Source organism: Acinetobacter sp. AR_0276 (assembly GCF_003000705.1).
Lineage (GTDB): Bacteria > Pseudomonadota > Gammaproteobacteria > Pseudomonadales > Moraxellaceae > Acinetobacter > Acinetobacter nosocomialis.
On sequence record NZ_PSQO01000004.1, the window covers coordinates 2,537,240 to 2,562,984 of the forward strand.

Annotated in this window: 20 protein-coding genes, 2 tRNA genes, 3 rRNA genes and 3 pseudogenes; 22 read left to right on the top strand and 6 right to left on the bottom strand. The window is 40.0% G+C overall.

Going from position 1 to position 25,745, the window contains the following annotated elements; translation table 11 throughout:
* The 4 genes from CSB87_RS12950 to CSB87_RS12965 all read right to left on the bottom strand — a co-directional run bounded on the left by CSB87_RS12950 (position 1) and on the right by CSB87_RS12965 (position 3,459).
* Positions 1 to 825: a carbon-nitrogen hydrolase family protein gene (locus CSB87_RS12950; protein WP_002054557.1), complete on the bottom strand. Its 825-nt coding sequence runs from the start codon at positions 823 to 825 to the stop codon at positions 1 to 3.
* Between the two features lie 26 nt (positions 826 to 851).
* Positions 852 to 1,373 carry an anti-anti-sigma factor GigB gene (gigB, locus tag CSB87_RS12955; protein ID WP_000103065.1) on the bottom strand — a complete coding sequence of 174 codons (522 nt, stop codon included), beginning with the start codon at positions 1,371 to 1,373 and terminating at the stop codon, positions 852 to 854.
* A gap of 102 nt (positions 1,374 to 1,475) precedes the next feature.
* A complete protein-coding gene (gene gigA, locus CSB87_RS12960; protein ID WP_002054548.1) occupies positions 1,476 to 2,444 on the bottom strand; it encodes an RsbU family protein phosphatase GigA in 969 nt (322 codons plus the stop codon).
* Between the two features lie 115 nt (positions 2,445 to 2,559).
* Complete coding sequence (locus CSB87_RS12965; protein WP_004883104.1) at positions 2,560 to 3,459, bottom strand: VacJ family lipoprotein; 900 nt, start codon at positions 3,457 to 3,459, stop codon at positions 2,560 to 2,562.
* A gap of 571 nt (positions 3,460 to 4,030) precedes the next feature.
* On the opposite strand from CSB87_RS12965, the gene CSB87_RS12970 reads away from it, so the two are divergent.
* The 12 genes from CSB87_RS12970 (at position 4,031) to hisC (ending at position 16,480) form a co-directional block, all read left to right on the top strand.
* Positions 4,031 to 5,568 (top strand): 16S ribosomal RNA (locus CSB87_RS12970).
* A gap of 59 nt (positions 5,569 to 5,627) precedes the next feature.
* A tRNA-Ile gene (locus CSB87_RS12975) sits at positions 5,628 to 5,704 on the top strand.
* Between the two features lie 55 nt (positions 5,705 to 5,759).
* Positions 5,760 to 5,835: transfer RNA gene (locus tag CSB87_RS12980), tRNA-Ala, on the top strand.
* A gap of 348 nt (positions 5,836 to 6,183) precedes the next feature.
* A 23S ribosomal RNA gene (locus CSB87_RS12985) occupies positions 6,184 to 9,074 on the top strand.
* A 179-nt stretch (positions 9,075 to 9,253) separates the two neighbouring features.
* Positions 9,254 to 9,368, top strand: a 5S ribosomal RNA gene (gene rrf / locus CSB87_RS12990).
* Together the 16S, 23S and 5S rRNA genes with 2 tRNA genes alongside form the textbook arrangement of a ribosomal RNA operon.
* Before the next feature lie 269 nt (positions 9,369 to 9,637).
* Positions 9,638 to 11,086: an RNA polymerase factor sigma-54 gene (locus tag CSB87_RS12995; RefSeq protein ID WP_002050391.1), complete on the top strand. Its 1,449-nt coding sequence runs from the start codon at positions 9,638 to 9,640 to the stop codon at positions 11,084 to 11,086.
* Between the two features lie 169 nt (positions 11,087 to 11,255).
* Positions 11,256 to 11,594, top strand: coding sequence for a ribosome hibernation-promoting factor, HPF/YfiA family (hpf, locus tag CSB87_RS13000; RefSeq protein ID WP_001167461.1), 339 nt, complete (start codon positions 11,256 to 11,258; stop codon positions 11,592 to 11,594).
* A gap of 138 nt (positions 11,595 to 11,732) precedes the next feature.
* Complete coding sequence (gene ibaG, locus CSB87_RS13005; RefSeq protein WP_002050455.1) at positions 11,733 to 11,984, top strand: BolA family iron metabolism protein IbaG; 252 nt, start codon at positions 11,733 to 11,735, stop codon at positions 11,982 to 11,984.
* Positions 11,985 to 11,990: 6 nt separating this feature from the next.
* Positions 11,991 to 13,247 (top strand): UDP-N-acetylglucosamine 1-carboxyvinyltransferase, encoded by a 1,257-nt coding sequence (gene murA / locus CSB87_RS13010; protein WP_004710509.1) that lies wholly within the window; start codon positions 11,991 to 11,993, stop codon positions 13,245 to 13,247.
* On the top strand, positions 13,247 to 13,930 hold the full coding sequence (hisG, locus tag CSB87_RS13015) for an ATP phosphoribosyltransferase (RefSeq protein ID WP_001000724.1): 684 nt from the start codon (positions 13,247 to 13,249) through the stop codon (positions 13,928 to 13,930). Before murA ends, hisG begins: the two co-directional genes overlap by 1 nt.
* Before the next feature lie 105 nt (positions 13,931 to 14,035).
* Complete coding sequence (gene hisD, locus CSB87_RS13020; RefSeq protein ID WP_009499874.1) at positions 14,036 to 15,325, top strand: histidinol dehydrogenase; 1,290 nt, start codon at positions 14,036 to 14,038, stop codon at positions 15,323 to 15,325.
* A 69-nt stretch (positions 15,326 to 15,394) separates the two neighbouring features.
* The gene (gene hisC / locus CSB87_RS13025) at positions 15,395 to 16,480 is read left to right on the top strand and encodes a histidinol-phosphate transaminase (RefSeq protein ID WP_006582173.1); all 1,086 of its coding nucleotides are present in this window, start codon (positions 15,395 to 15,397) and stop codon (positions 16,478 to 16,480) included.
* A gap of 3 nt (positions 16,481 to 16,483) precedes the next feature.
* Here the strand turns inward: hisC and CSB87_RS13030 are convergent, their stop codons facing one another.
* The gene (locus tag CSB87_RS13030; RefSeq protein WP_085946332.1) at positions 16,484 to 17,839 is read right to left on the bottom strand and encodes an anthranilate synthase component I family protein; all 1,356 of its coding nucleotides are present in this window, start codon (positions 17,837 to 17,839) and stop codon (positions 16,484 to 16,486) included.
* A 351-nt stretch (positions 17,840 to 18,190) separates the two neighbouring features.
* On the opposite strand from CSB87_RS13030, the gene CSB87_RS13035 reads away from it, so the two are divergent.
* The 4 genes and pseudogenes from CSB87_RS13035 to CSB87_RS13050 all read left to right on the top strand — a co-directional run.
* A complete protein-coding gene (locus CSB87_RS13035) occupies positions 18,191 to 19,039 on the top strand; it encodes a DUF6160 family protein (RefSeq protein ID WP_002050459.1) in 849 nt (282 codons plus the stop codon).
* A 297-nt stretch (positions 19,040 to 19,336) separates the two neighbouring features.
* The gene (locus CSB87_RS13040) at positions 19,337 to 20,170 is read left to right on the top strand and encodes a C39 family peptidase (protein ID WP_009499867.1); all 834 of its coding nucleotides are present in this window, start codon (positions 19,337 to 19,339) and stop codon (positions 20,168 to 20,170) included.
* Positions 20,171 to 20,214: 44 nt separating this feature from the next.
* A pseudogene (locus tag CSB87_RS13045) lies at positions 20,215 to 20,508 on the top strand (hypothetical protein); the annotation flags it as partial.
* A gap of 2 nt (positions 20,509 to 20,510) precedes the next feature.
* Positions 20,511 to 20,918, top strand: a pseudogene (locus CSB87_RS13050) (protein FilF); the annotation flags it as partial.
* A 47-nt stretch (positions 20,919 to 20,965) separates the two neighbouring features.
* Here CSB87_RS13050 and CSB87_RS13055 read toward each other — a convergent pair.
* The gene (locus CSB87_RS13055) at positions 20,966 to 21,514 is read right to left on the bottom strand and encodes an NUDIX hydrolase (protein WP_000006666.1); all 549 of its coding nucleotides are present in this window, start codon (positions 21,512 to 21,514) and stop codon (positions 20,966 to 20,968) included.
* 114 nt (positions 21,515 to 21,628) lie between these two features.
* Between CSB87_RS13055 and CSB87_RS13060 the strand changes: the two genes are divergently transcribed.
* From CSB87_RS13060 to CSB87_RS13085, 6 genes and pseudogenes are all read left to right on the top strand, one after another.
* A complete protein-coding gene (locus CSB87_RS13060) occupies positions 21,629 to 22,255 on the top strand; it encodes a CoA pyrophosphatase (protein WP_006581515.1) in 627 nt (208 codons plus the stop codon).
* 22 nt (positions 22,256 to 22,277) lie between these two features.
* The gene (locus CSB87_RS13065) at positions 22,278 to 22,805 is read left to right on the top strand and encodes a gamma carbonic anhydrase family protein (RefSeq protein WP_079377068.1); all 528 of its coding nucleotides are present in this window, start codon (positions 22,278 to 22,280) and stop codon (positions 22,803 to 22,805) included.
* Between the two features lie 132 nt (positions 22,806 to 22,937).
* Positions 22,938 to 23,603 (top strand): tRNA (adenosine(37)-N6)-threonylcarbamoyltransferase complex dimerization subunit type 1 TsaB, encoded by a 666-nt coding sequence (tsaB, locus tag CSB87_RS13070; protein ID WP_004888686.1) that lies wholly within the window; start codon positions 22,938 to 22,940, stop codon positions 23,601 to 23,603.
* A gap of 11 nt (positions 23,604 to 23,614) precedes the next feature.
* Positions 23,615 to 24,406, top strand: coding sequence for a class I SAM-dependent methyltransferase (locus tag CSB87_RS13075; RefSeq protein ID WP_004888684.1), 792 nt, complete (start codon positions 23,615 to 23,617; stop codon positions 24,404 to 24,406).
* A gap of 136 nt (positions 24,407 to 24,542) precedes the next feature.
* Positions 24,543 to 24,881: pseudogene (locus tag CSB87_RS13080) on the top strand (peptidase C13 family protein); the annotation flags it as partial.
* 41 nt (positions 24,882 to 24,922) lie between these two features.
* Positions 24,923 to 25,745, top strand: a protein-coding gene (locus tag CSB87_RS13085) for an IS5-like element ISAba27 family transposase (RefSeq protein ID WP_076611894.1) whose coding sequence is annotated in 2 segments (ribosomal slippage) — positions 24,923 to 25,303 and positions 25,305 to 25,745 — 822 coding nt in all. Because the reading frame shifts where the segments join, the coding sequence is not laid out codon by codon here.

Below are 25,745 nucleotides of genomic sequence, written 5' to 3' on the forward strand. Positions count from 1 at the left end.
TTAATAGTGAATTAATTTACGATGAGTCATTAAAGGCATTGAAGTGCGAACAAGTTCTTGAGCAGCTAAATCAAAAGGTACAGTAATTAAACCATTACCTTCATGTTCAATCATACTTAAAATTTGTCCACGGCTATCAGTTGCTCCTGCATGTCCCCAAGTTTGACGTTTTTCCCCATGCCAACCTTGTTGTGCCGCTCCTAAAACATAGCATTGGCTATCCATTGCACGTGCTTGCAACAACAGCTGCCAGTGCATTTGCCCTGTTGTATAGGTAAATGCTGCTGGAGCAGTCAATAGATGAGCGCCTTGTTGTCTGAGGGTTAAAGCTAACTCGGGAAAACGCAAGTCATAACATACCATTAGGCCGATATTGCCAAAAGGAGTAGATGTGACTACAACGTCTGTTCCGGGCTCAAAGAAACGGGATTCTTGATATCCACCGACAGCATCGCCAACTTGTACATCAAATAAATGTATTTTGTCGTATCGTGCTTCTGTACCTTCAGGACTGATACATAAGCTTACTGTGCGCACGCGGCCATCTTGAATGATAGATCCATCTGGACGGAATGGGCAGGGCAGAGTACCTGCAACAATCCAGATTTGATATTGATGCGCAAGTTTCTCAAGTCTTTGCTGGATCGATTCAAATTGCTCAGCTGTTTCACGCTGTTTACCAGCAGCGAAACATACAAAGTTCTCGGGAAAAACAATTAAGCTAGCATTTTGAGCCTTGCTTTGCTGAATCAATGACTCAATTATTTGAAAGTTGCTTTCAATGTCATCTTGAGAATTCATTTGAACAACTGAAACAAGAGTCATATACAAATCCCGATTAGCAATAAAATTTAGGCATTTTGCTTATCAGATACTTGTTCAAGCGTATCTTGTTCTTTCTGCAATTGCTTAACAAGTGGCTCAAACATATTCTGATTATTTGCATTGAGTTTCATCAATGTCTTATGCGCATCCAGAACAGTTCTTAGCATCGCATTATGAGTAATGTGTTCATCCGTTAACGTTAAAGTACAAACGTTAGGATCGCCACAATAATTCAGAATGACAAAAACCTGCCCTAGCCCCATGCTGTTGGCTAAGGTTGTGATATCTGGATTGGTAGATAGCATCACAGCTTGAATATGATGAGTCTGTTTCAGTTTTAAACCTAGCTTAGCTAAGATACCTAATACAGTACTATCAATAAATGTTGTTTGGGTTAAATCAACGATTGCACCAACAACATTCTCTTGCTGTTCAATTCTGTTTAAAAGTTTGTCTAGACTTATACAAGAATGGGCTCGCACTTCACCAATAAGTTTGAAAATATGCGTTCCATTTAAGCTTGCATATTCAACATGACCTGTTGACATATAAATGCCATTTTCAGAGAAGGATAGAAAAATTATCACATAGTGCCATCTCAGACTCAAGAGTCCTTAAGTCGTATATTTTTTAATTGTTTGATTTTTAAATTAATTCATTCGACAAAGACTAAAGATGGCAATGTCATCAGCAACATGATCAGGGGCTTGGAATGATTGATTTTGCAAATGTTGAACCAATTGTTGAAATTGATCATTCAATCCGCCATCAAATGGTTCTAATGCTCCATCTGAACAAACTATGAAACGTGCATGACGATTTAATGTGCAAACGTGTTCTTCAACTTCTAGTTCGTCAGTTAAACCCAAAGGAAAGCTACTAGTTGTTAAAATTTTTGGAGGTTGATTAGGTTCAAAAATAATTGGAGGAGGGTAGTGACCTGCACTAGACCAACGAAGGCTATGTGTTTCCAGATTTAAAATACCAACTACAATCGTAATATGTTTTTCAATATTCTCTTGAACTAACATTCCATTTAATTTTTTAATCAACTGTCGCGGTGTTTTTGAACGACCATGAAAGGCAGCCATCCATGAAGTTAATAAACTGCTTGTAACACCGTGTCCCGATACATCGGCAAGATAGAATAAAACCTCTTTATCATTTAATTTCCAATAATCATACCAGTCACCTGATAGATAGGCGGAAGGTTGAAAAAAAGTTTCAACTTCATAATTTAATAAATCAATAGGATTTGGTAATAAACGTTTTTGCAATTCTGCGGCGGAAGGTAAATCGCGACTATCTTGATTGCGTTTATATTGAGCATCAATCCTTGTTAATGCCTTGTTTAAATCTTGAGGTAACTGGTTCCATACCCATCCCGCAAGAGCACCTGCTTCCCATGCTTGAGCTAAAGCACTACCTTCATGCTCAAAAGCAATCACAATGGTAGGTAAACGCCATTTATGAGTCAGGAAATCTTGTACATCTGCAATTGCGATAATTGTTGGATCATATAAATCGAGATCATCTATGTGAATGACTTGTAAGTCTGGTAATGCTTCCAGAGCTTGCTCTAAGAAAGGGATAGAGCGGGTCGGTTTAATAAAATACATAGAAGATATGGTAGTCCTTTTACAAGATCACTTTATCCATCATAGAGGATGTATGATCAAAATCAAGGTATTGCCTTTTTATATGAAGAGTACAATACCTTGATTTCTTCTTTAATTATTTTTTAGTTTTAGTTTGACTATCATCTGGTACATCTTCAGATTCGTCATCATCAATAAAAGATACGTCTGCTGAATTACCTTTTTTCTCAGCAATCTGGAAAGCCTTACGTTGGAGATACAAATCGCGAATCATCGCATATTGATCACCTTGTATGGTTTGATCCAAATCTAGATATTGAGCACGTGTATCAATGGCCTGTAAGACATTAGTTGACCAGTAAAGACCATCTTGGTTATCCATGATGTACTTTTGTGGACGAGCCTGAGAATCTACAGCTAAGCCAATCCCATCACGTAATGTACTCGGTCCAAAGAAAGGCAACATTAAAAATGGCCCAGAAGGAACGCCATAATAACCAAGAGTGACACCAAAGCTTTCATCTTCAGGCGGAAGGCCTAAGCGACTAGCAGGGTCAGCTAAACCTAAAGTTGTTAATGTATTAACAGTAAATCGGCCGAGTGTTTTTGCTGCACGTCCAGGGCGTCCTTGAATTAACTGGTTAACAGCATTCCATGGCTCTCCAAGATTTTTACGGAATTGGCGATAAGAGCCACGCACATCTTCTGGAGTTTTCTCATTATATTGAACTGCAACTGGACGAAGAATATTACGATCCAACATATCATTAAAAGAATAAATCGGACGGTTTAATGACTGTAATGGATCTTTTACTGTATCCGGTTGAGCAGCGTTTGCATTAATTTTTAAATCTTTAGCTTTTAGTGCTTTCAAGTCTTTAATAATTTGTGAGCGGGGGCGGCCCTGCTGAGCCTCTGTCGAAGTAGCATCTTCCGGACTAGCGGCAGATTCTTCAGTAAGATTTTCCTGAGCGTGTGCTGAGGTATAAAGACCCACAGTTAATAAGCTCGATAATAGTAAATTAGAATAATTCATATAATTCCTTAACCGCTAGCCAGGCTCTGTTCAATATGCAGTTGGATAGAGATATATTTTAATACAGAAGCGATAAGCTATTATCAATGTAAAATTGGTCAAATAATATAGAAAAATGACTAAAAAGCCTAAAAAATGATCGGTTGATGTGTTGGATGTTAAAAAGGTATTGCAAAGGGATTTGGATGGTCTATAATGTACATCCATCGGCGGTGATGCAGATAGAAACTTGTTGAAAAACAGTTACTTGAGATTAGATTGGTTACTTTAAGTGATGAATTTGATGTTAAGTTGGTTTGAAAGATGAGTTTTAAAAATATCGAAATTACCTGTTGACTTTTAAGAGATTAAGAGTAATATAGCCGACCTAGCTTGCTGGTGACGAACCAGGAAGAAGATCATTAAGAGAATTGAAGAACAACTTGTGTGGATTTTTACTGATTGATTAATCGAAATAATTTTCATTGATTGATTGGTTTAAATTACTCGAAGTTTATTTGAGCGAAATTTAAGTCAGTAATTGATGAGCCAGAATTGGCACCTTGTCTATAAATAAGGTGCAAAATGATTTTAACTGAAGAGTTTGATCATGGCTCAGATTGAACGCTGGCGGCAGGCTTAACACATGCAAGTCGAGCGGGGGAAGGTAGCTTGCTACCGGACCTAGCGGCGGACGGGTGAGTAATGCTTAGGAATCTGCCTATTAGTGGGGGACAACATCTCGAAAGGGATGCTAATACCGCATACGTCCTACGGGAGAAAGCAGGGGATCTTCGGACCTTGCGCTAATAGATGAGCCTAAGTCGGATTAGCTAGTTGGTGGGGTAAAGGCCTACCAAGGCGACGATCTGTAGCGGGTCTGAGAGGATGATCCGCCACACTGGGACTGAGACACGGCCCAGACTCCTACGGGAGGCAGCAGTGGGGAATATTGGACAATGGGCGCAAGCCTGATCCAGCCATGCCGCGTGTGTGAAGAAGGCCTTATGGTTGTAAAGCACTTTAAGCGAGGAGGAGGCTACTTTAGATAATACCTAGAGATAGTGGACGTTACTCGCAGAATAAGCACCGGCTAACTCTGTGCCAGCAGCCGCGGTAATACAGAGGGTGCAAGCGTTAATCGGATTTACTGGGCGTAAAGCGCGCGTAGGCGGCTAATTAAGTCAAATGTGAAATCCCCGAGCTTAACTTGGGAATTGCATTCGATACTGGTTAGCTAGAGTGTGGGAGAGGATGGTAGAATTCCAGGTGTAGCGGTGAAATGCGTAGAGATCTGGAGGAATACCGATGGCGAAGGCAGCCATCTGGCCTAACACTGACGCTGAGGTGCGAAAGCATGGGGAGCAAACAGGATTAGATACCCTGGTAGTCCATGCCGTAAACGATGTCTACTAGCCGTTGGGGCCTTTGAGGCTTTAGTGGCGCAGCTAACGCGATAAGTAGACCGCCTGGGGAGTACGGTCGCAAGACTAAAACTCAAATGAATTGACGGGGGCCCGCACAAGCGGTGGAGCATGTGGTTTAATTCGATGCAACGCGAAGAACCTTACCTGGCCTTGACATAGTAAGAACTTTCCAGAGATGGATTGGTGCCTTCGGGAACTTACATACAGGTGCTGCATGGCTGTCGTCAGCTCGTGTCGTGAGATGTTGGGTTAAGTCCCGCAACGAGCGCAACCCTTTTCCTTATTTGCCAGCGAGTAATGTCGGGAACTTTAAGGATACTGCCAGTGACAAACTGGAGGAAGGCGGGGACGACGTCAAGTCATCATGGCCCTTACGGCCAGGGCTACACACGTGCTACAATGGTCGGTACAAAGGGTTGCTACACAGCGATGTGATGCTAATCTCAAAAAGCCGATCGTAGTCCGGATTGGAGTCTGCAACTCGACTCCATGAAGTCGGAATCGCTAGTAATCGCGGATCAGAATGCCGCGGTGAATACGTTCCCGGGCCTTGTACACACCGCCCGTCACACCATGGGAGTTTGTTGCACCAGAAGTAGCTAGCCTAACTGCAAAGAGGGCGGTTACCACGGTGTGGCCGATGACTGGGGTGAAGTCGTAACAAGGTAGCCGTAGGGGAACCTGCGGCTGGATCACCTCCTTAACGAAAGATTGACGATTGGTAAGAATCCACAACAAGTTGTTCTTCATAGATGTATCTGAGGGTCTGTAGCTCAGTTGGTTAGAGCACACGCTTGATAAGCGTGGGGTCACAAGTTCAAGTCTTGTCAGACCCACCATGACTTTGACTGGTTAAAGTTATAGATAAAAGATACATGACTGATGATGTAAGCTGGGGACTTAGCTTAGTTGGTAGAGCGCCTGCTTTGCACGCAGGAGGTCAGGAGTTCGACTCTCCTAGTCTCCACCAGAACTTAAGATAAGTTCGGATTACAGAAATTAGTAAATAGAGATTTCGGTCTTGGTTTATTAACTTCTGTGATTTAAGTATCACGGTATTAAGCATGACCTGACGAAGGCATGTTTATTCATTAACAGATTGGCAAAATTGAGTCTGAAATAAATTGTTCACTCAATAACAAAGAGAGATGAAGTAATTCTGATCTTGGAGTTAATTGAGAACTAGCAAATTAACTGAATCAAGCGTTTTGGTATATGAATTTAGATTGAAGCTGTACAGTGTTTAAATACACAGTGCTCTAAACTGAAATGTTGAAGTTACTAACTTGTAGGTAACGTCGACTGTTTGGGGTTGTATAGTCAAGTAATTAAGTGCATGTGGTGGATGCCTTGGCAGTCAGAGGCGATGAAAGACGTGATAGCCTGCGAAAAGCTCCGGGGAGGCGGCAAATATCCTTTGATCCGGAGATGTCTGAATGGGGGAACCCACCTACTTTAAGGTAGGTATTGCAACATGAATACATAGTGTTGCAAGGCGAACGAGGGGAAGTGAAACATCTCAGTACCCTTAGGAAAAGAAATCAATTGAGATTCCCTCAGTAGCGGCGAGCGAACGGGGATCAGCCCATTAAGTTATGTGTGTTTTAGTGGAACGCTCTGGGAAGTGCGAACGTAGAGGGTGATATTCCCGTACACGAAAGGGCACACATAATGATGACGAGTAGGGCGAGGCACGTGAAACCTTGTCTGAATATGGGGGGACCATCCTCCAAGGCTAAATACTCCTGACTGACCGATAGTGAACCAGTACCGTGAGGGAAAGGCGAAAAGAACCCCTGTGAGGGGAGTGAAATAGATCCTGAAACCGCATGCATACAAGCAGTGGGAGCACCTTCGTGGTGTGACTGCGTACCTTTTGTATAATGGGTCAGCGACTTATATTCAGTAGCGAGGTTAACCGTATAGGGGAGCCGTAGAGAAATCGAGTCTTAATAGGGCGTTTAGTTGCTGGGTATAGACCCGAAACCAGGCGATCTATCCATGAGCAGGTTGAAGGTTGGGTAACACTAACTGGAGGACCGAACCCACTGTCGTTGAAAAGCCAGGGGATGACTTGTGGATAGGGGTGAAAGGCTAATCAAGCCTGGTGATAGCTGGTTCTCCCCGAAAGCTATTTAGGTAGCGCCTCGGACGAATACCATAGGGGGTAGAGCACTGTTTCGGCTAGGGGGTCATCCCGACTTACCAAACCGATGCAAACTCCGAATACCTATGAGTACTATCCGGGAGACAGACTGCGGGTGCTAACGTCCGTAGTCAAGAGGAAAACAATCCAGACCGCCAGCTAAGGCCCCAAAATCATAGTTAAGTGGGAAACGATGTGGGAAGGCATAGACAGCTAGGAGGTTGGCTTAGAAGCAGCCACCCTTTAAAGAAAGCGTAATAGCTCACTAGTCGAGTCGGCCTGCGCGGAAGATGTAACGGGGCTAAAACTATGTGCCGAAGCTGCGGATTTGACATTAGTCAAGTGGTAGGGGAGCGTTCTGTAAGCCGATGAAGGTGTATTGAGAAGTATGCTGGAGGTATCAGAAGTGCGAATGCTGACGTGAGTAACGACAAAACGGGTGAAAAACCCGTTCGCCGAAAGACCAAGGGTTCCAGTCCAACGTTAATCGGGGCTGGGTGAGTCGACCCCTAAGGCGAGGCCGAAAGGCGTAGTCGATGGGAAATTGGTTAATATTCCAATACTTCTGTGTAATGCGATGAGAGGACGGAGAAGGTTAAGTCAGCCTGGCGTTGGTTGTCCAGGTGGAAGGATGTAGGTATGTATCTTAGGCAAATCCGGGGTACTCTATACTGAGATCCGATAGCAAGCTGTACTTGTACAGCGAAGTGGCTGATACCATGCTTCCAGGAAAAGTCTCTAAGCTTCAGTTACACAGGAATCGTACCCGAAACCGACACAGGTGGTCAGGTCGAGTAGACCAAGGCGCTTGAGAGAACTCTGCTGAAGGAACTAGGCAAAATGGTACCGTAACTTCGGGAGAAGGTACGCTGTTGTTGGTGATGGAACTTGCTTCCTGAGCTGATGACAGCCGCAGAAACCAGGCCGCTGCAACTGTTTATTAAAAACATAGCACTCTGCAAACACGAAAGTGGACGTATAGGGTGTGATGCCTGCCCGGTGCTGGAAGGTTAATTGATGGGGTTAGCGTAAGCGAAGCTCTTGATCGAAGCCCCAGTAAACGGCGGCCGTAACTATAACGGTCCTAAGGTAGCGAAATTCCTTGTCGGGTAAGTTCCGACCTGCACGAATGGCATAATGATGGCGGCGCTGTCTCCAGCAGAGGCTCAGTGAAATCGAAATCGCTGTGAAGATGCAGTGTACCCGCGGCTAGACGGAAAGACCCCGTGAACCTTTACTGCAGCTTGACACTGAACTTTGACCTTACTTGTGTAGGATAGGTGGGAGGCTTTGAAGTTGGAACGCTAGTTCCAATGGAGCCGTCCTTGAAATACCACCCTGGTAATGTTGAGGTTCTAACTCTGTCCCGTTATCCGGGACGAGGACCGTGTCTGGTGGGTAGTTTGACTGGGGCGGTCTCCTCCTAAAGAGTAACGGAGGAGTACGAAGGTGCGCTCAGCGTGGTCGGAAATCACGCGTAGAGTATAAAGGCAAAAGCGCGCTTAACTGCGAGACCCACAAGTCGAGCAGGTACGAAAGTAGGTCTTAGTGATCCGGTGGTTCTGTATGGAAGGGCCATCGCTCAACGGATAAAAGGTACTCTGGGGATAACAGGCTGATACCGCCCAAGAGTTCATATCGACGGCGGTGTTTGGCACCTCGATGTCGGCTCATCTCATCCTGGGGCTGAAGCAGGTCCCAAGGGTATGGCTGTTCGCCATTTAAAGAGGTACGCGAGCTGGGTTTAGAACGTCGTGAGACAGTTCGGTCCCTATCTACCGTGGGCGCTGGAAATTTGAGAGGATCTGCTCCTAGTACGAGAGGACCAGAGTGGACGAACCTCTGGTGTACCGGTTGTGACGCCAGTCGCATCGCCGGGTAGCTATGTTCGGAAGGGATAACCGCTGAAAGCATCTAAGCGGGAAGCCTACCTCAAGATAAGATTTCCCTAGGAATTTATTCCTCTAAAGAGCCGTTCGAGACTAGGACGTTGATAGGTTGGATGTGGAAGCATAGTGATATGTGAAGCTGACCAATACTAATTGCTCGTGAGGCTTGACTATACAACACCCAAGCAGTTGTATACAAAGTATCAATCGATTCATAAATCTACAAACAAACTTGATTTAGTTATTCCACTAGATAAAATGAACACAGTCAGATTCAATCAGCCCAATCTGTAAAGATTTGGAAAACGCTTCGGCAGTCAATAAGACCAAAGCAAGTATCCATAAACAGTTGTGCTGGCGACCATAGCAAGAGTGAACCACCTGATCCCTTCCCGAACTCAGAAGTGAAACCTCTTAGCGCTGATGGTAGTGTGGGGTTACCCATGTGAGAGTAAGTCATCGCCAGCTCATTATTCTAAACACCCCCATTCTAAAGAGTGGGGGTGTTTTTTATTGCGCGAAATAAAGTGAAAATTTAATTCATGAAGCAATAATCTTTTTTGATTATCCTCAATCGATCATTAGATATAACTCAAAATAACCTTAATATTATTTTAGAAGATTAAATTACTACTTTTCTCATGAAATGCTGAGTCAATATATAGGATAAACCATTACTATATGCTATAAATAATGAATAGGCATGATTTTTGCTTGTTTTTTGGAAAGAGAAATATATGAAATTATCTGTTGGATTGAAAGTTGCGAACTCTTTATCGTTAACACCTCAATTGCAGCAGGCAATCCGTTTACTGCAGCTCTCAAGTTTAGAATTAGAGCAAGAAATTCAAATTCAATTAGATAGTAATCCATTACTTGAAAAAGTGGAAGATGAATCAATAGCAGAAAGTTTATCCACTTTAGAAAAAAAAGAGGCAGATGATCTTACTACAGAGTTAAATGCAAACCATTTACCTGATGATTTACCTGTCGATACTGAGTGGGATGACATTTATACCCATCAGTCTACAGCTCTAGCTACACCTGAATTTGAAGAGCGTGAGGATAACCGTCAAGTTCAGATGACACTTAAAGAGCATATGTTAGAACAAGTCAATTTATTGCATTTTTCAAAAATAGATCAGTTGATTGCTTATTGTATTGTGGATGCCTTAGATGATAAGGGATTTTTAGATGCTGAGATAGAAGAGATAATCTTAGCTGTACAACATCTATTAAATGATATGGATATTGAGGAAGATGTTGAGGAAGATGAAGTTTTAGTTGTTTTAAAGCATATACAACGGCTTGATCCAATTGGCATTGGTGCTCGTAATCTTGCCGAATGTTTAAAAGTTCAGTTAGAGTTTTTACCTAAAGAAACTGAATATTTAAAAGAAGCTAAAAATCTTCTTCAATATTATGAGTTATTGATTGCGAACGATCTCAATAAATTATTAAAGCAAACAGGTCTTTCTAAAGATCAGTTAAAGTTTGCAGTTGATTTACTAAAGACATTAAAGCCTTACCCAGGTATGGATTTTGAAAAGCAAGAATCAGAATATCAAATTCCTGATGTAGTAGTTGCTAAGAAGGATTTACATTGGCAAGTTCAGTTAAATCCTGATGTGATGCCAAAACTAAGAATTAATTCTTTTTATTCAAGCATGATTCGTAGAGCAGATCAAAGTGATGATAATTTATATCTACGTAATCAGATGCTTGAAGCTAAGAATTTTATAAAGAGCATTGATGAACGCCATAAAACTTTATTAAAAGTTGCGACTTGTATTGTTGAGCATCAAAAAGCATTTCTTGAAATAGGTCCTGAAGCAATGAAACCGTTGGTACTACGGGACGTTGCTGAGGAAGTGGAATTACATGAGTCTACAGTTTCTCGGGTCACAACAAATAAATATATGCTAACACCACGTGGACTTTTTGAGTTGAAATACTTCTTTTCTAGTCACGTGGGAACAACAGCAGGCGGGGAGGCTTCCTCTACCGCCATTCGAGCTATGATTAAAAAGTTGGTATCCAATGAAAATCCACGTAAACCATTGTCTGATAATGCAATTGCTGCTTTGTTAAAAGATGAAGGGATAGAAGTGGCTAGAAGGACTGTAGCAAAATATCGAGAATCGTTACATATTCCATCGTCATCCGAAAGAAAAGTCTTGATCTAGATTTTGAAGTATGACTATTCTAGATATTCATTATGACGAAATAATGAAATTTCAATTTCACCAAAAGGAGTAGCTAGAATGATTTAATTGTCCCAAATCATCTTTTTTAGATTGCATTAAATCGTTTTAGTTCTTCTTTATATAACCCAAAAAGGTGAGGGATAGAATTATGCAAATAACGATTCGTGGACATCATTTAGCAATTACACCAGCTATAGAAGAAAATATTAAAGCAAAATTTAATCAGTTAACAAAACATCTTGATCAGGTGAATAGTATGCAGATTAAATTAACCAAAGATCATCAGATTGATAAGCGATCGCATAAAGGTAGTTCTAATCATGTGGCCGAAGCAATAGTCCGGTTACCGGGAATTGAACTATTTGCTCAAGCAACAGCAGATGATATGTATACTTCAATTAAAAAACTGACTGAAAAACTAAAAAAACAATTGTTAAAATATCGGAAAATGCAATGTACGTATTCACAAGTTGCTGTTTCTATTTAATAAGTTTTTAATAATTGAGAGAGGCTTGAAATATAGCCTCTTTTTTATTGATAAAATATAAACACGTACTGAATTCTTTGAAAAAGTTATAGTAAAATACTTCGTTTTACACCGTAGGTTGTGCCAGAGGTCTTTGCAATGAATAGTGAACAGCTCACTCAAATTTTAAAAGAAGCTTTTCCTGAAGCGGAAGTAGCGGTGAGCGGACAGGCTGGAAAATTTGACCTCCGTATTGTGGATGATCAATTTGAGGGTAAGCGTACTGTTGCCCGTCAACAAGCAGTTTATGCACCATTAAATACTTATATTGCAAGTGGCGAAGTTCATGCCGTAACAATTCGTGCGATGACCAAAGATGAATGGCGCAAAGCAAGCCTTTTCGGAGCTTAAATATTAATGGATAAATTTTTAATTACGGGCGGTGTTAAGCTCGAAGGGGAAGTACGCATTTCTGGTGCTAAAAATGCGGCTTTACCATTACTTGCGGCAATGATTCTTGCTGACTCTCCAATTACATTAACCAATGTTCCAAATCTTAAAGATGTAAATACTTTGGTGAAATTAATTGGTGGTTTAGGCGTCACGATCAGTTATGAGAACGATACCGTTAAAGCTGATACCTCTACTTTAGATAATCAGTTTGCGCCTTATGAACTGGTAAAAACGATGCGTGCATCTATTTTGGTTTTAGGACCATTATTAGCGCGTTACGGAAATGCCAAAGTTTCATTACCTGGCGGATGTGCAATTGGCTCTCGACCAGTAGATCAACACTTAAAAGCCTTAGAAGCGTTAGGTGCTCATATCGAAGTCGAAAATGGTTATGTCCATGCGACTGTAGATGGTCGACTTAAAGGCGGTGAAGTAGTCTTCGATATGGTCACTGTCGGCGGTACTGAGAATATTTTAATGGCGGCTGCTTTAGCGGATGGTGTAACTACAATTCGTAATGCTGCGCGTGAACCTGAAATTACTGACCTTGCCCAAATGCTTATTAAAATGGGCGCAAAAATTGAAGGTATAGATACCGATACACTCGTTGTTACTGGTGTTGAAAGTCTACATGGTTGTGAATATGCAGTTGTTGCAGACCGTATTGAAACAGGTTCTTACTTGGCTGCAGCGGCTATTACTGGTGGTCGTGTAAAAACAACACATACAGATCCTTCATTACTTGAATCTGTTTTAGACAAGTTTGAAGAAATGGGTGCTGAAGTGACCCGTGGCGACGACTGGATTGAATTGGATATGTTGGGTAAGCGTCCTAAAGCAGTAAGCTTTAGAACGTTGCCGCATCCTGAATTCCCGACTGATATGCAAGCACAAATTATGGCTGTAAATGCAATTGGTCGTGGCTTTGCAACGATTTCTGAAACCATTTTTGAAAATCGTTTCATGCACGTTCCTGAATTGTCACGTATGGGTGCTAATATTCAGGTTGAAGGTCATGATGCTGTTGTGACTGGTGTTGAAAAATTACAGGCAGCACCTGTAATGGCAACAGATTTACGTGCTTCATTCTCTTTGGTTTTAGCGGCTTTGGTTGCTGAAGGTGATACATTAATTGACCGTATCTACCATATTGACCGTGGTTATGAGCATGTCGAAGAAAAACTTCAAGGTTTAGGTGCCAAAATTAAGCGAGTAAGTTAATGAATGACGTAAGAAACGATGATCCTAATTTTAACGTAATGGGTAATTTTGATCATGGTTTGACCTTGGCACTGAGTAAAGGACGTATTTTAAAAGAAACTTTACCTTTACTTGCTACAGCAGGTATTAACCTACTTGAAGACCCGGAAAAATCGCGTAAGTTAATTTTTCCTACCACTCACAAGCAAGTTCGTATTTTGATTTTACGTGCGTCTGATGTGCCAACTTATGTTGAGAATGGTGCAGCTGACTTAGGTGTAGCTGGTAAAGACGTGCTTATGGAACATGGTGCTCAGCATGTTTATGAGCTATTAGACCTGCAGATTGCGAAATGTAAATTAATGACTGCTGGTAAAGTAGGAATGGAACGTCCAAAAGGTCGTCTAAAAATTGCGACTAAGTACGTCAATCTAACACGTCAATACTATGCAAGCTTAGGTGAGCAGGTGGATGTTATTAAGCTTTATGGTTCTATGGAGCTGGCACCACTCGTTGGTTTAGGTGATTATATTGTTGACGTCGTGGATACCGGAAATACTTTGCGAGCAAATGGCCTTGAACCATTAGAAGAAATTTGCAAAGTATCTTCACGTCTTATTGTCAATAAAGCGAGCTTTAAGCGTAAACAGGTTTTATTGAACCCAATCATTTCCCAACTTGAACAGGCTGTTCAATCACGTTAAAAGTAATTTCCTATCATGCTTTTGCGATAGTTGTAGATATGATGCCCACAAGAGTCTAGAAAAAGAGTAAACTTGGTTTTTCTTTTTCGCCTTGTGGGTAAATTGATGCGACGTTTATCGACTCAAGATCAGAACTTCAAACAGGTTTTTGCCGAGCTTTTGGCTTTTGAAACTGTTAATGATCCTAATTTAGTTCAAACAGTAGATCAAATTATTGCTGATGTTCGTCAGCATGGTGATGATCATGTTTTAAAACTTACTCAACAGTTCGATCGACATCCAGCGCATCAATTTTCCGATCTAGAATTGTCTCAACAACAACTTAAAGCTGCTTTTGATGGTTTAAACCAAGAGATTCGTGAGGCCCTACAACTCGCGGCTGATCGTATTCGTACATTTCATGAGGCTCAGAAACAAGATAGCTGGACTTATGTAGATGATTTAGGTAACACCTTAGGACAAAAAGTGACTCCACTTGACCGTGTTGGTATTTACGTACCAGGCGGACTTGCATCTTATCCTTCATCAGTACTTATGAATGCAGTGCCTGCACATGTGGCAGGTGTACCTGAAATTATTATGGTTGTGCCTGCGCCAAATGGTGAACTAAATCCACTCGTTTTAGCTGCTGCTTATTTAGCTGGTGTTAGCCGAGTATTTACTATTGGTGGTGCACAAGCTGTTGCTGCTTTAGCTTATGGTACTCAGACCGTTCCACGTGTTGATAAAATTACGGGCCCTGGAAACCGATTTGTAGCAGCAGCAAAACGTGCTGTATTTGGTCAGGTTGGTATCGATATGATTGCTGGGCCTTCTGAAATTTTAGTATATGCAGAAGGTGTAAATAACGCTGAATGGTTAGCGATGGATGTATTATCTCAAGCTGAACATGACACAGTGGCTCAAGCTATTTTCATTACTCCAGATGAAGCATTGCTAGAAGCTGTAGAGTCTGCAGTTGAAAAACATTTAAGTGAATTGCCAAAAGCTGATATTGCATGTACATCGATTGAAAATCGTGGGGCTTTAGTTTTAGTAAAAAACCGTGCAGAAGCTGTTGATTTGATTAATCAGGTTGCACCAGAGCATTTGGAGTTATGTCTTGATGATGCTGAAGCAATGAGCGAAGACATTCGTCATGCAGGCGCAATTTTCATGGGACGTTATACACCTGAAGCAATTGGTGATTACTGTGCTGGCCCAAATCACGTATTACCAACATCTGGTACAGCGCGCTTCTCATCGCCACTTGGTGTATATGATTTTCAAAAGCGTTCTAGCTTGATCATGTGCTCAAAAGAGGGCGTTAAAACATTAGCTAAGACGGCCGATGTCCTTGCTGTCCAAGAAAATCTTGATGCCCATGCACGTTCGGCTCGTTATCGTTATCAATAAGCTTTAAGCCTTTTAGTATTTTTAATGATTATTCAGGGCTGACTTTCAGCCCTTTTTTGAGATAAGACTATGACTGTATCTACAGCACAAATGCGTTTTTGGAGTCCTGAGGTTCGTGAACTAGAGCCTTATGTGCCAGGTGAACAACCAAAAATCCAAAATTTATTAAAGTTAAATACTAACGAAAATCCATATCCGCCATCACCCAAAGTAGTAGAAGCAGTTCAAGCGGTATTACATGAACAAGCTGATGCGCTTCGTCTATATCCAGATCCGGATGCTACAGCTTTAAAACAAGCGATTGCTAAGCAACAGGATATTGATGTATCTCAAGTTTTTGTAGGTAATGGTTCTGATGAGGTGCTTGCTCATATTTTTAAAGCATTTTTCCTTCAAGAAGAACCGATTCTATATCCAGATATCACTTATAGTTTTTACCCAGTTTATAGCCAGTTTTTTGGAACAAAAACAAAAGAAATTCCACTCAATGAGAATTTCGAGATTGATGTCAAAGATTATACTCAGCCTAATGGTGGAGTTATTATTACCAACCCAAATGCACCAACCAGTATTGCGTTAAGCTTGGCAGAGATTGAACAAGTGTTACAAGCTAATCCAGACCGTGTGGTTGTGATTGATGAAGCTTATGTTGATTTTGGTGCTGAGTCAGCTGTAAGTTTGGTAAACCGTTATGAAAATCTTGTGGTGTGCCAAACAACTTCAAAGTCTCGTTCTTTGGCTGGTTTACGCGTTGGATTTGCGATTGCTCAGTCACATTTGATTGCAGCACTTGAAGCGGTAAAAAATAGTTTTAATTCATATCCAATTGATCGATTTGCTATTGCAGCGGCTGTCGCTTCTTTTGAAGATCAAGTCTATTTTGAAGAACAGTGTCAAAAGGTCATTATAAGTCGAGAAAAACTTGTTCGTGATTTAACGGAACTTGGCTTTAATGTCTTGCCATCGAAAGCGAATTTTATATTCGCTACGCATTCGCAATATGATGCTGGGCAATTAGCACAAAAGTTGCGTGAGCAGGGCGTTATTGTCCGTTATTTCAATAAGCCTCGCATTAATCAGTTTTTACGTATTACGGTTGGAACTGATGAACAAAATGCGCGTTTAGTTCAAACATTGAAGCAAGATATTCTTTAATATTTATTCTGCTGTGCTGTTCACTAAGTTCAGCATAGCAGAGATTTTATCAAGACTTTCTTGATATTCAGCCTCAGCTTCTGAGGCAATTGTAATACCGCCACCCGCCCAAATAGAGAGTTGGTTTTGATATTGTTGAAAACTGCGAATTAAAATATTCCAACGTCCCGTGCCATCGAAATTAAAATATCCCAGAGTCCCGCAATATGCTCCTCTTGGCGCACCTTCTAACTCTTCAATAATTTGCATTGCTCGAATTTTAGGGGCACCTGTAATTGACCCCCCTGGTAAAGCAGTGAGTAACATTTGCATAGGATTAATATCATTTTTAAGTGTAGCCGTAACTTCACTTACCATGTGATGAACTTGATTGAAACTTTCAATTTCAAATAACTTCGTTGTTTTTACCGAGCCAGTATTGGCATAAATGCTCAAATCATTACGTAATAAATCAACAATCATGACATTTTCTGCTTGATCTTTTTTAGAGTTTTTTAAGGTTTGCTTTGAAAGTAAATCTTGTTCTTCATTTTTAAAACGAGGCATAGTTCCTTTGATCGGTCTGGTTTTAATTTGCTTATCTACATCAAACTCAATAAATAATTCAGGAGAGCAGCTTAATAACTCAAAATTTTCTAACTTCAAATAACCAGCATATGGAGCATTAGTTAAATTCCACAACTCTTCTGCTTTATTTAATAATGAGCCGGTAAAATTTGCACTGAATTCTTGAGTAAGGTTAATTTGATAACAATCTCCTGCTTTAATATATTCTTGTATTTTATGAAAGGCAGTTAAGTATTTATTTTTAGTCCAACGAGGATGAATATTTTCTTCTAATTTAAAAATATTATTTTTTAGTTTAGGAGAAGGTTTTTTGAGTAAATCTGAAATATATTTAAAAATTTCTAATGCATTATTGTCATCGCTAAAAAAATACCATTCATTATTTATATTTTTAATAAAAGAATGATAGCAACCTATAAATAAAGAAGGTTGTTCATGTAATTGATTATTTATAAATTGATTCGCAGAGAAGTCATAGCTAATAAAACCAATATAACCTCCATTAAAGCTTATAGTTTCAATATTTTTGTTTTTTAGATCTGGGGATTGAAATTGAGAAAAATCTATAAGACTCTGTATGTCAGATGAAGTTTGATAATTATTTAGGTCCGATTTTTCAAATAAAAAATTTTTATGATTTTGAATAATTAAATATTTATTTGGAAGAAACCCAATAACCGGATTGTTGTCATCATGAAGATATACAAGCCCGATTAACTCTTCTAATTTTTTTAAAATATCGGCAGCAGATTGAGAGCTTTCTAAAGAGATTTTTTTCTTTAACTGAGACATTTTAAACATATAAGTACTTGGAAGAGGTGACATAGTTTACTACAACTTCTAGTCCATCAAACGGATGAGTCGAAAGAGTTTAATATTTCGTGGAAAAAACAACCGAACAATTCTTCAGTTTTGCTAATAATTTATGAATTCGAACGGGCGATCAATATCGGTACCGTTTGTCGGGTAATTGGCAAAAAATGCATTACAGTAGTTGAACAAAAATTAACGTAGCTGTAATTTAGTAATTGCTAAGCAAAACTACTCAAGGATTGGAAGTTTCGGTTGCCACAAAAGAAAAATGCAACTTGAGACAGTAAGAGTGGTTAAGTCAAAAAATAAATGCTCTTGGGAGAGTGCTCAATGAAAATGTTCACTAAACTTGCTTTAGTTTCTTCTTTAGCTATCAGTGCAAATGCTATGGCAATGCAATCAATGGATGATGCAGCGCTTAGTGCTGCTACAGGTCAAGACGGTATTAATATCGGTATTGCTTTGGGTTCTGGTGGTATTTCTATCGATAAATTATACCTACACGATAATGATGGTTTAGCAACATCAACAGGTATTACTGGCGCTTCAGGTACAGCGGGTTCAATCGCAATTAGTGGTGTTACGGTAACTCAAAAAGGTACAGGTAACCTTTTAGATTTAGCGATTGATACAAATGGTGCTTCAGGTTCAAATGGTGCTTTCTTAAACGTTGCAGCAACAGTAGGTGCGGTTGACGTGCATGTTGGTTCAATTGGTGTAGGTACTTCTGGTACATTAAATACAACTACGGCTGTACGTGGTATTACTGAAACTGCTCCAACTGAAATTATCTCTGGTTTAGATTTATCTTTGGGTCAAATTTCTGCAAATGTTCAGTTAGGTTCAACTCCGCAAGGCGCAATGATCAAAGTGAACTCTAGCTTGCAAGGTGGTTTAACATTATCTAACTTCGGTATTAATGATGCTGCTGGTGGTGGTAAAATTGTCCTAGACAAAGTAATGGTTCGTGGTTCAGGTAATACAACTGGTGACTTGGATGTAAATGCGAATATTTCTGTTGTTCCTACAGGCTTACGTATCCAAAATAACAGTACGCAAGGTATGAACGTTTATGCACAGGGCGTACACCTAGGTGCAGCGGGTAATGCTTCAATTGGTGATTTAGAAATTCAAGGTTTAAATGTAGGGACTTCTACAATTACTATTTCTGGTCACTAATTTAAAGACTGATAAAAAGCGCGTTTATACGCGCTTTTTTATTTATCTTAATAAAACTAATATCTATACTTTTCTATTTAAATAATATTAGCTTATATAATAAGAAAGAATATAAAACATTTGAAATGAGAATTAATTAACAGTTTATAAATGTAAAACTATGCATTCATCAAAAAGATTAAAAAAAAGCTGTTTTTTACAAAAAAAAAGGTATCTTCAACACACAGGGATGTAGAGCTATTGCTCTAAGAATAAAATGAATAAGGCCGGTTAGGCCACCATTTAGACCAAGTGCTTATGTTAGAGATAGTTTTAGGCTCAGCATTGATGTATTACTTTGCGACAGAAGCCTTCGAAATAGAAAAAAAGCCGCCGGGAACTGTTTATTATACAGAGACTGCCGATTCACGTAATTTATCATTTCATCGAAACCATATTGAACCTGTCACAATAAAACCGGCTGTAGAAGACCAGTTTCGTGGCATTGTTCGACAAGCCTATGATTATAGTTGTGGCTCTGCTGCACTTACGACTTTATTAAATGGCTATGTGGGAACGAGTTTAACTGAACAGCAAACAATGAGTGGTTTGCTTCAATATGGTGAATATCAGCGCATTATTGAACGCCGAAGTTTCTCATTACTTGATATGAAGCGTTTTGTCACAGCAATTGGTTTAGACAGCGGTGGTTACCGAGGTGAGTTTTCTGATTTAGTTAAACTCGGTCAGCCTGCAATTGTGCCTATTTCATATGCTGGTTTTAAACATTTTGTCGTATATAAAGCTTATAAAGATGGAAGAGTATATGTAGCTGACCCTGCTTTAGGGAATATCAGCTTTGATGAAAGTCGTTTTAAACAAATTTGGGATAATAATACTTTATTTGTTATTTCTGTTCCTGAATCACAGCGTAAAGATCTATTGGCATTAAAAGATGCAGATATGCGTCATGTCGAAGATGCAACGGTCAATAAATATGCTTTTGTTGATGTGCAATATCCAGCGTTTAATTACGAACGTACGGCAAATAAAGCTTCAACCATGAGACTTGTGCTAGACAGCGATAGTCATTCTGCAACATATGGAAAGCCGATAGAAACCTATATGCGTCTTTATTACAAACGTAAATAGACAAATTTAAAGTTAGTAAAATAAATAAATTGGGTGGGAAAAACATGAATAATCGATGGATGAAGATGAGTGTGTTGGCCTTAAGTATGAGTGCCATTACAGGGACAATCTATGCCGAAGATCAAGTACAACAACCTCAAGTATCTAGTTCGAATCAGGTTGTAGCAAATGGAACAGAAAGCTCTGACTCTTCAGAAGCTACAACCTCTAGTTCAGCTATAACAGATAATACTACGCAAGCATCGAATGCAGTAGATACGAATGCCGCAGCCCCAGCTCCAAATAGTGAGGCACATCAAGCTGCAAGTGCGTTACAGAAAAAAGAAGGTGATGCTAGTCTCGTATAGGGACAACCGGTGGTACAGAGTCTTCTTCAAATGACAAATCAATTACAGTAAAAATGATTTTTGCTGAACCGAAGCTCGGTAATCTCAATGGTATTTTGGCTGGTTTAAATTCGAATGTTGTTCAAGGTACTACTGCAACTGGTAGTCAAACACTGATTGTAAGTGGGGCAAAAATTAACGTTGCCAACTTATTACAAGGGCAGTTAAATGGTATTAACCTTACAACTTATGATAACAAGACAGTTTCATGGTTAAATCCATATGCCTTCTATCAACGAGTCTATAATAATATTAAGGATGTGAGCCCAGCTCCTACAGAAGAGGATAAAGCTTTAGCTGAGCGAATGAGTGGAACGATAACGATTAGAACGGCTGATTGTTATCAAATTAAGACAAAATAAAAACCATAAAAAAAAGACCGCGAAAGCGGTCTTTTTTATTAACTAAATTACCCTGTATGGTCTAAACGAGTTCCTAGTGTTTCTAGGTGCGTTGGAAAAACTTGTTTTTTACGATCTTCAAAATAATGTCTGAGTGTGTGTTCGACACTCGGAAAGGCAAGTTCACCCCATGGAATCTCATGCTCTTCGAATAATCGGCTCTCTATGCTTTCTTCACCCGCACCAAAAAGTCCATCTTTTAGCTGGGCTTTGAAAAGTACATAAATTTGACCAATACGAGGAATATTGTACATACAGTAAAGTTGTTCTATTTCAATTTCGGCTTCTGCCTCTTCACGAGTTTCTCGCGCCGCACCTTGTTCCATGGTTTCGAACAACTCCATATAACCAGCGGGCAAAGTCCATAAGCCATAACGAGGTTCAATTGCACGACGGCAGAGGAGTACTTTATCTTCCCATAACGCTAAGGCACCGCAGATTACTTTGGGGTTTTCATAATGAATATTTCCACAATGAGTACAAACACGGCGTACTTTATGATCACCTAAAGGAATTTTTTGTTCGGTTTTATGCCCACACGCTACACAGAAACTCATAATTATCATCGAGTATAGAGATGCCTCAGCATAACTGAATTTTTAGACTTACGCATCAACTCTATTCCCTAAGTTTGATTTTCAGATATGATGCAAAGAGAGACAGAATAATAGGTGAATGGTATGGAAGAGCACTTGCTAACACAAAAGTTACAGCAAAGATTGCGCTTTTCCACCCGCATACAAGAAGCACAAGCTGCAGTACTGATTGCGATTACAAATGAAAATAATCCTAAGGTACTGCTTACACGCCGTTCAATACATATGAACAACCATGCGGGGGAGGTTTCTTTTCCGGGTGGCAAACGTGACCCTAGTGATACAAGTAATATTGTTGTAGCGCTAAGAGAGGCTCAAGAAGAGACGGCTTTAAATCCGTTTGATGTACAGTTGCTAGGTGATCTGCCTATGCAACGTGCAAGAAGTGGCTTGTCTGTAAAACCGATTGTTGGGCTTATTCCTCCTGAGGTAACTTTAATTCCTCAGCCCACCGAAATTGATCGAATTTTCTTTGTGCCTTTACAGCAACTTATAGAGACGCGTCCGACGCCATATGAAGTTCGATATGCTCATCAATCTTTATACTTCCCAAGCTTGCAGATTGATAATGAAATTATTTGGGGACTCACAGCGCGGATGTTAATTGCCTTATTTAAATATGGTTTAGGCTACCAAAAAGAGTGGCCATTTCTACTGAACTCACCAACGTTTGGAATGCCAAAATTTTCTCATAAAAAATAAAGATCAGGACTCATAAATTATGATGTATAGCTATCAAGGACAGCATCCAAAAGCCTTACATGAGCCATGGGATGGCTGGGTTGCTCCAACCGCAACGCTTATTGGACAAGTAGAATTAGGCCGTCAGGTCAGTATTTGGTTTGGTGCTGTAGTACGTGCCGATAATTGTATAGTGCGCATTGGTAATTTTTCTAATATTCAAGAAAATTCGGTATTACATACTGATGCTGGACTTGAGCTAAATATTGGTGAATATGTCACGGTCGGACATAAAGTCATGCTGCATGGTTGTACAATTGGTGATAATAGCCTGATTGGTATGAACGCCGTCATTTTAAATCGGGCTGTGATTGGTAAAAATTGTATTATCGGTGCTAATGCTTTAATACCAGAAGGTAAAGTGATTCCAGATAACTCAGTAGTGATGGGTTCACCAGGAAAAATTGTGAAAACTTTGGATGAAGATGGCGCAGCAAAAATACGTTTGAGCGCACTACATTATGCTGAACACTTTAAAAGCTATGCCGATTTGAAAGAATTTCACTTTTAAAATTTTAGTAAGATATTTTCTATGCCAAGCACTCGCTTGGCATTTTTATTTAGATAGGAACAACTCGCCTAACAGGGCCGAGTGGGGTATCATTACTTCCGTTTTTAATCTGATTGAATACTAAGGTTGTGCATGAAACTGCTGGCGTTGGAAACTGCAAACGAGCAATGTTCCATTTCATTAATCAATGAAACCCAAGAACTCTTTTTCCAACTCGATACGCGAGCGAAAGCACAAACTCAGACCATTCTGCCAATGATTGAGCAAGGGTTACAAGAAACCGGACTTGACGTAGCTGGTTTAGATGCAATTGCCTTTAGCCGAGGGCCGGGTTCTTTTAGTGGTGTTCGAATTAATGCTGCTGTTGCTCAGGCTTTAGCTTGGTCACAAGATTTACCTGTGGTTCCCGTTTCTACCTTACAAGCTCTCGCACAAGCGGCTTACCGACTTGAAGGTTTAGAGCAGGTAACTGCGGTACTCGATGCACGTATGAACGAAGTTTACATTGCAAGTTTTGTTCTAGATGAGCAAGGCATCATGCAGTGTATCGATGAAGAAAAATTAATGAACTACGAGCAAGCGGCTGCCTATGCAAAGCATTGCTTGATTGGTTCAGGTGCTAAACTTCTTCAAGCTGATGCAGAGTATCAAACAATCACTGCCACTGCACAGGACATTGCTTCGATTGCACGTGTCTATGCTGCCCAAAAGCAGTGGGTTGATGCTGAACATGCTTTACCGGTTTACTTGCGTGATGATGCATGGAAAAAAATTGCGGATCAGGGTAAAGCAAAGTAAAGGCACTGCGCATGCATATATATTTTGAAGTGGATTTTCAAGAACAAGCACAGCATTACCAAGCTGTGCTTTCTTCTAGAGGCGTGACTGCCGATTTACAGCCGATTGAAAAGCTCAATGCCCGTTTTTTACGTTTAAATCCTGAATTAGCACTTTGTGTAGATGAAAACGGACTTTGGTTATCTGCGAACGGCATGAAAATGCAGCCTGACTGGAAAGCTGAAATCCCACGTTTAAAACGAGCAAGTCTTAAATCGGAAATGATTGCTCGTGCTTGTCAGTTAGGGGAAAAGCCAGTACTGGTCGATGCTACAGCGGGCTTAGGTCATGACAGCTTACTTATGGCTTATCTGGGTGCCCAAATCCAGCTTGTTGAGCGTCATCCGATTTTATTTACTTTACTTGAAGATTCAAAAGCTCAGGCACAGCGTGATCCATTTTTAAGTCAATTTATAGATCGTATTCAACTAATCTTTGCTGACTCTGCAAGCTATTTACAGCAATTAGATCAAGACGCACAAACGGTTGATGTAGTCTACCTTGACCCGATGTTCCCACAGCGCGACCAAAACCAACAAGCAATTAAAAAACAAGCCCAGGTCAAAAAGCAGATGCAACTTTTGCATTTACTTTTACCCGAAGATGGAGAAATGGATTTGGGAGATAATTTGCTTGATTTGGCCAAAAAAGTTGCCAAGCGAGTGATTGTAAAACGTCCACGCCATGCTGTTTTCTTAGCAAATCAAGAGCCAGCTCATCAGTGGCAGGGGGATGCTTGTCGTTTTGATGCTTACTTTCAGTAAGCTTATGTAAGGTTAAGTTTTATTGCTTGAATAATGCACAAATATATGTGATATAGTTCAAAAGCATGATTGCTAAAATTCTTAGCAGGCATACACTTATGATGCCTGACAAAAACGAAATTTTTGAAACCTTTTTATGATTGATCTCAAACCTTCCATTAACTTTTGGCATGATTTTAAAAGTAACCAGCTTGCCGGAATGTGGTTATTTTTGGGGTCAAGACGTTCCTTACAGATCGTACATCCCTCTATTCTTCAACTTATAGTTTGGGGAATATTAGGCGGATGTACCAACTCACTTTATAGCTGGCTCGTAGCTGGTCAAATGGGTGATTTTAACTCCCAAGGCCTAATTGGGTACGCACTCTGGCCTTTTATTGCGCTTATTGTTGGTATTTTTTTATCACAGCGTATTAATCAGCCGCGTTTAATGTTAGTTCCAGCCTTACTGTGGTTAGTTTTAGATACCAATATTAGACCTCTTGCGAAAGTAAAAACCACCTCAATCTAAATTTCATGAGATATCAGAAATTAAATCGTTTTTCAGATTCTGAATTCCAGCGCTTGGTTGGTGTACCTCGACCAGTTTTTAGTGAAATGATCGAAGTTTTAAAAGAAGTAGAATCACTTAAAAAGAAATCTGGGCGTCCTCATACTTTAGCTATAGAGGATCAATTATTATTAACACTCAATTACTTACGGAATTACAGCACTCAATTGGAGTTGGCTGCAAATTACCATATCGCTGAAAGTAATGTGAATCGAACCATTAAAAAGGTTGAAGATGCATTGATGAAATCAAGACGGTTTACTCTGCCAAAACGAAGCATTACCACAGCAGACGAACAGTTTAACTGGGTCATTATTGATGCGACAGAATGTTCAATAGAACGTCCGAAAAAAAAATCAGAGTAAGTTCTACAGTGGTAAAAAGAAGAAACATACGCTAAAAGCACAAGTGATCTATCATCCGAACAGCAAACAAATCATAGGGCTAGATATATCGAATGGCAGTCAGCATGACATTAAATTGGCAAGAAGAACGGTTAAAAAATTCAAACATTGTAAATATGTTATGACCGATTTAGGGTACTACGGATTAGAGCAAGATGGCTTTAAATTATTGATGCCAATAAAGAAAAAGAAGAATTTACCCTTATTTGATGTTGAGAAAAAGTACAATAAAATGATTGGAAAAATACGAGTTGTGATCGAACATATTAATAGTCAATTGAAAACATTTAGAATATTAAGTGAACGCTATCGAAATAGACGGAAAAGATTCGGTTTACGCATTAACTTAATCGCTGCACTGGTAAATCGGATGAACTTGCAATAA

Bases quoted from the DNA above. Each gene is read 5' to 3' on its own strand.
- CSB87_RS12995 (WP_002050391.1), top strand. From the start codon at position 9,638: ATGAAATTATCTGTTGGATTGAAAGTTGCGAACTCTTTATCGTTAACA.
- gigA (WP_002054548.1), bottom strand. From the start codon at position 2,444: ATGTATTTTATTAAACCGACCCGCTCTATCCCTTTCTTAGAGCAAGCT.
- hisD (WP_009499874.1), top strand. From the start codon at position 14,036: ATGCGACGTTTATCGACTCAAGATCAGAACTTCAAACAGGTTTTTGCC.
- murA (WP_004710509.1), top strand. From the start codon at position 11,991: ATGGATAAATTTTTAATTACGGGCGGTGTTAAGCTCGAAGGGGAAGTA.
- tsaB (WP_004888686.1), top strand. From the start codon at position 22,938: ATGAAACTGCTGGCGTTGGAAACTGCAAACGAGCAATGTTCCATTTCA.
- CSB87_RS13035 (WP_002050459.1), top strand. From the start codon at position 18,191: ATGAAAATGTTCACTAAACTTGCTTTAGTTTCTTCTTTAGCTATCAGT.
- hpf (WP_001167461.1), top strand. From the start codon at position 11,256: ATGCAAATAACGATTCGTGGACATCATTTAGCAATTACACCAGCTATA.
- CSB87_RS13055 (WP_000006666.1), bottom strand. From the start codon at position 21,514: ATGAGTTTCTGTGTAGCGTGTGGGCATAAAACCGAACAAAAAATTCCT.
- hisG (WP_001000724.1), top strand. From the start codon at position 13,247: ATGAATGACGTAAGAAACGATGATCCTAATTTTAACGTAATGGGTAAT.
- CSB87_RS13030 (WP_085946332.1), bottom strand. From the start codon at position 17,839: ATGTCTCAGTTAAAGAAAAAAATCTCTTTAGAAAGCTCTCAATCTGCT.
- ibaG (WP_002050455.1), top strand. From the start codon at position 11,733: ATGAATAGTGAACAGCTCACTCAAATTTTAAAAGAAGCTTTTCCTGAA.
- hisC (WP_006582173.1), top strand. From the start codon at position 15,395: ATGACTGTATCTACAGCACAAATGCGTTTTTGGAGTCCTGAGGTTCGT.
- CSB87_RS12965 (WP_004883104.1), bottom strand. From the start codon at position 3,459: ATGAATTATTCTAATTTACTATTATCGAGCTTATTAACTGTGGGTCTT.
- CSB87_RS13075 (WP_004888684.1), top strand. From the start codon at position 23,615: ATGCATATATATTTTGAAGTGGATTTTCAAGAACAAGCACAGCATTAC.
- CSB87_RS12950 (WP_002054557.1), bottom strand. From the start codon at position 825: ATGACTCTTGTTTCAGTTGTTCAAATGAATTCTCAAGATGACATTGAA.
- CSB87_RS13065 (WP_079377068.1), top strand. From the start codon at position 22,278: ATGTATAGCTATCAAGGACAGCATCCAAAAGCCTTACATGAGCCATGG.
- CSB87_RS13040 (WP_009499867.1), top strand. From the start codon at position 19,337: ATGTTAGAGATAGTTTTAGGCTCAGCATTGATGTATTACTTTGCGACA.
- gigB (WP_000103065.1), bottom strand. From the start codon at position 1,373: ATGTCAACAGGTCATGTTGAATATGCAAGCTTAAATGGAACGCATATT.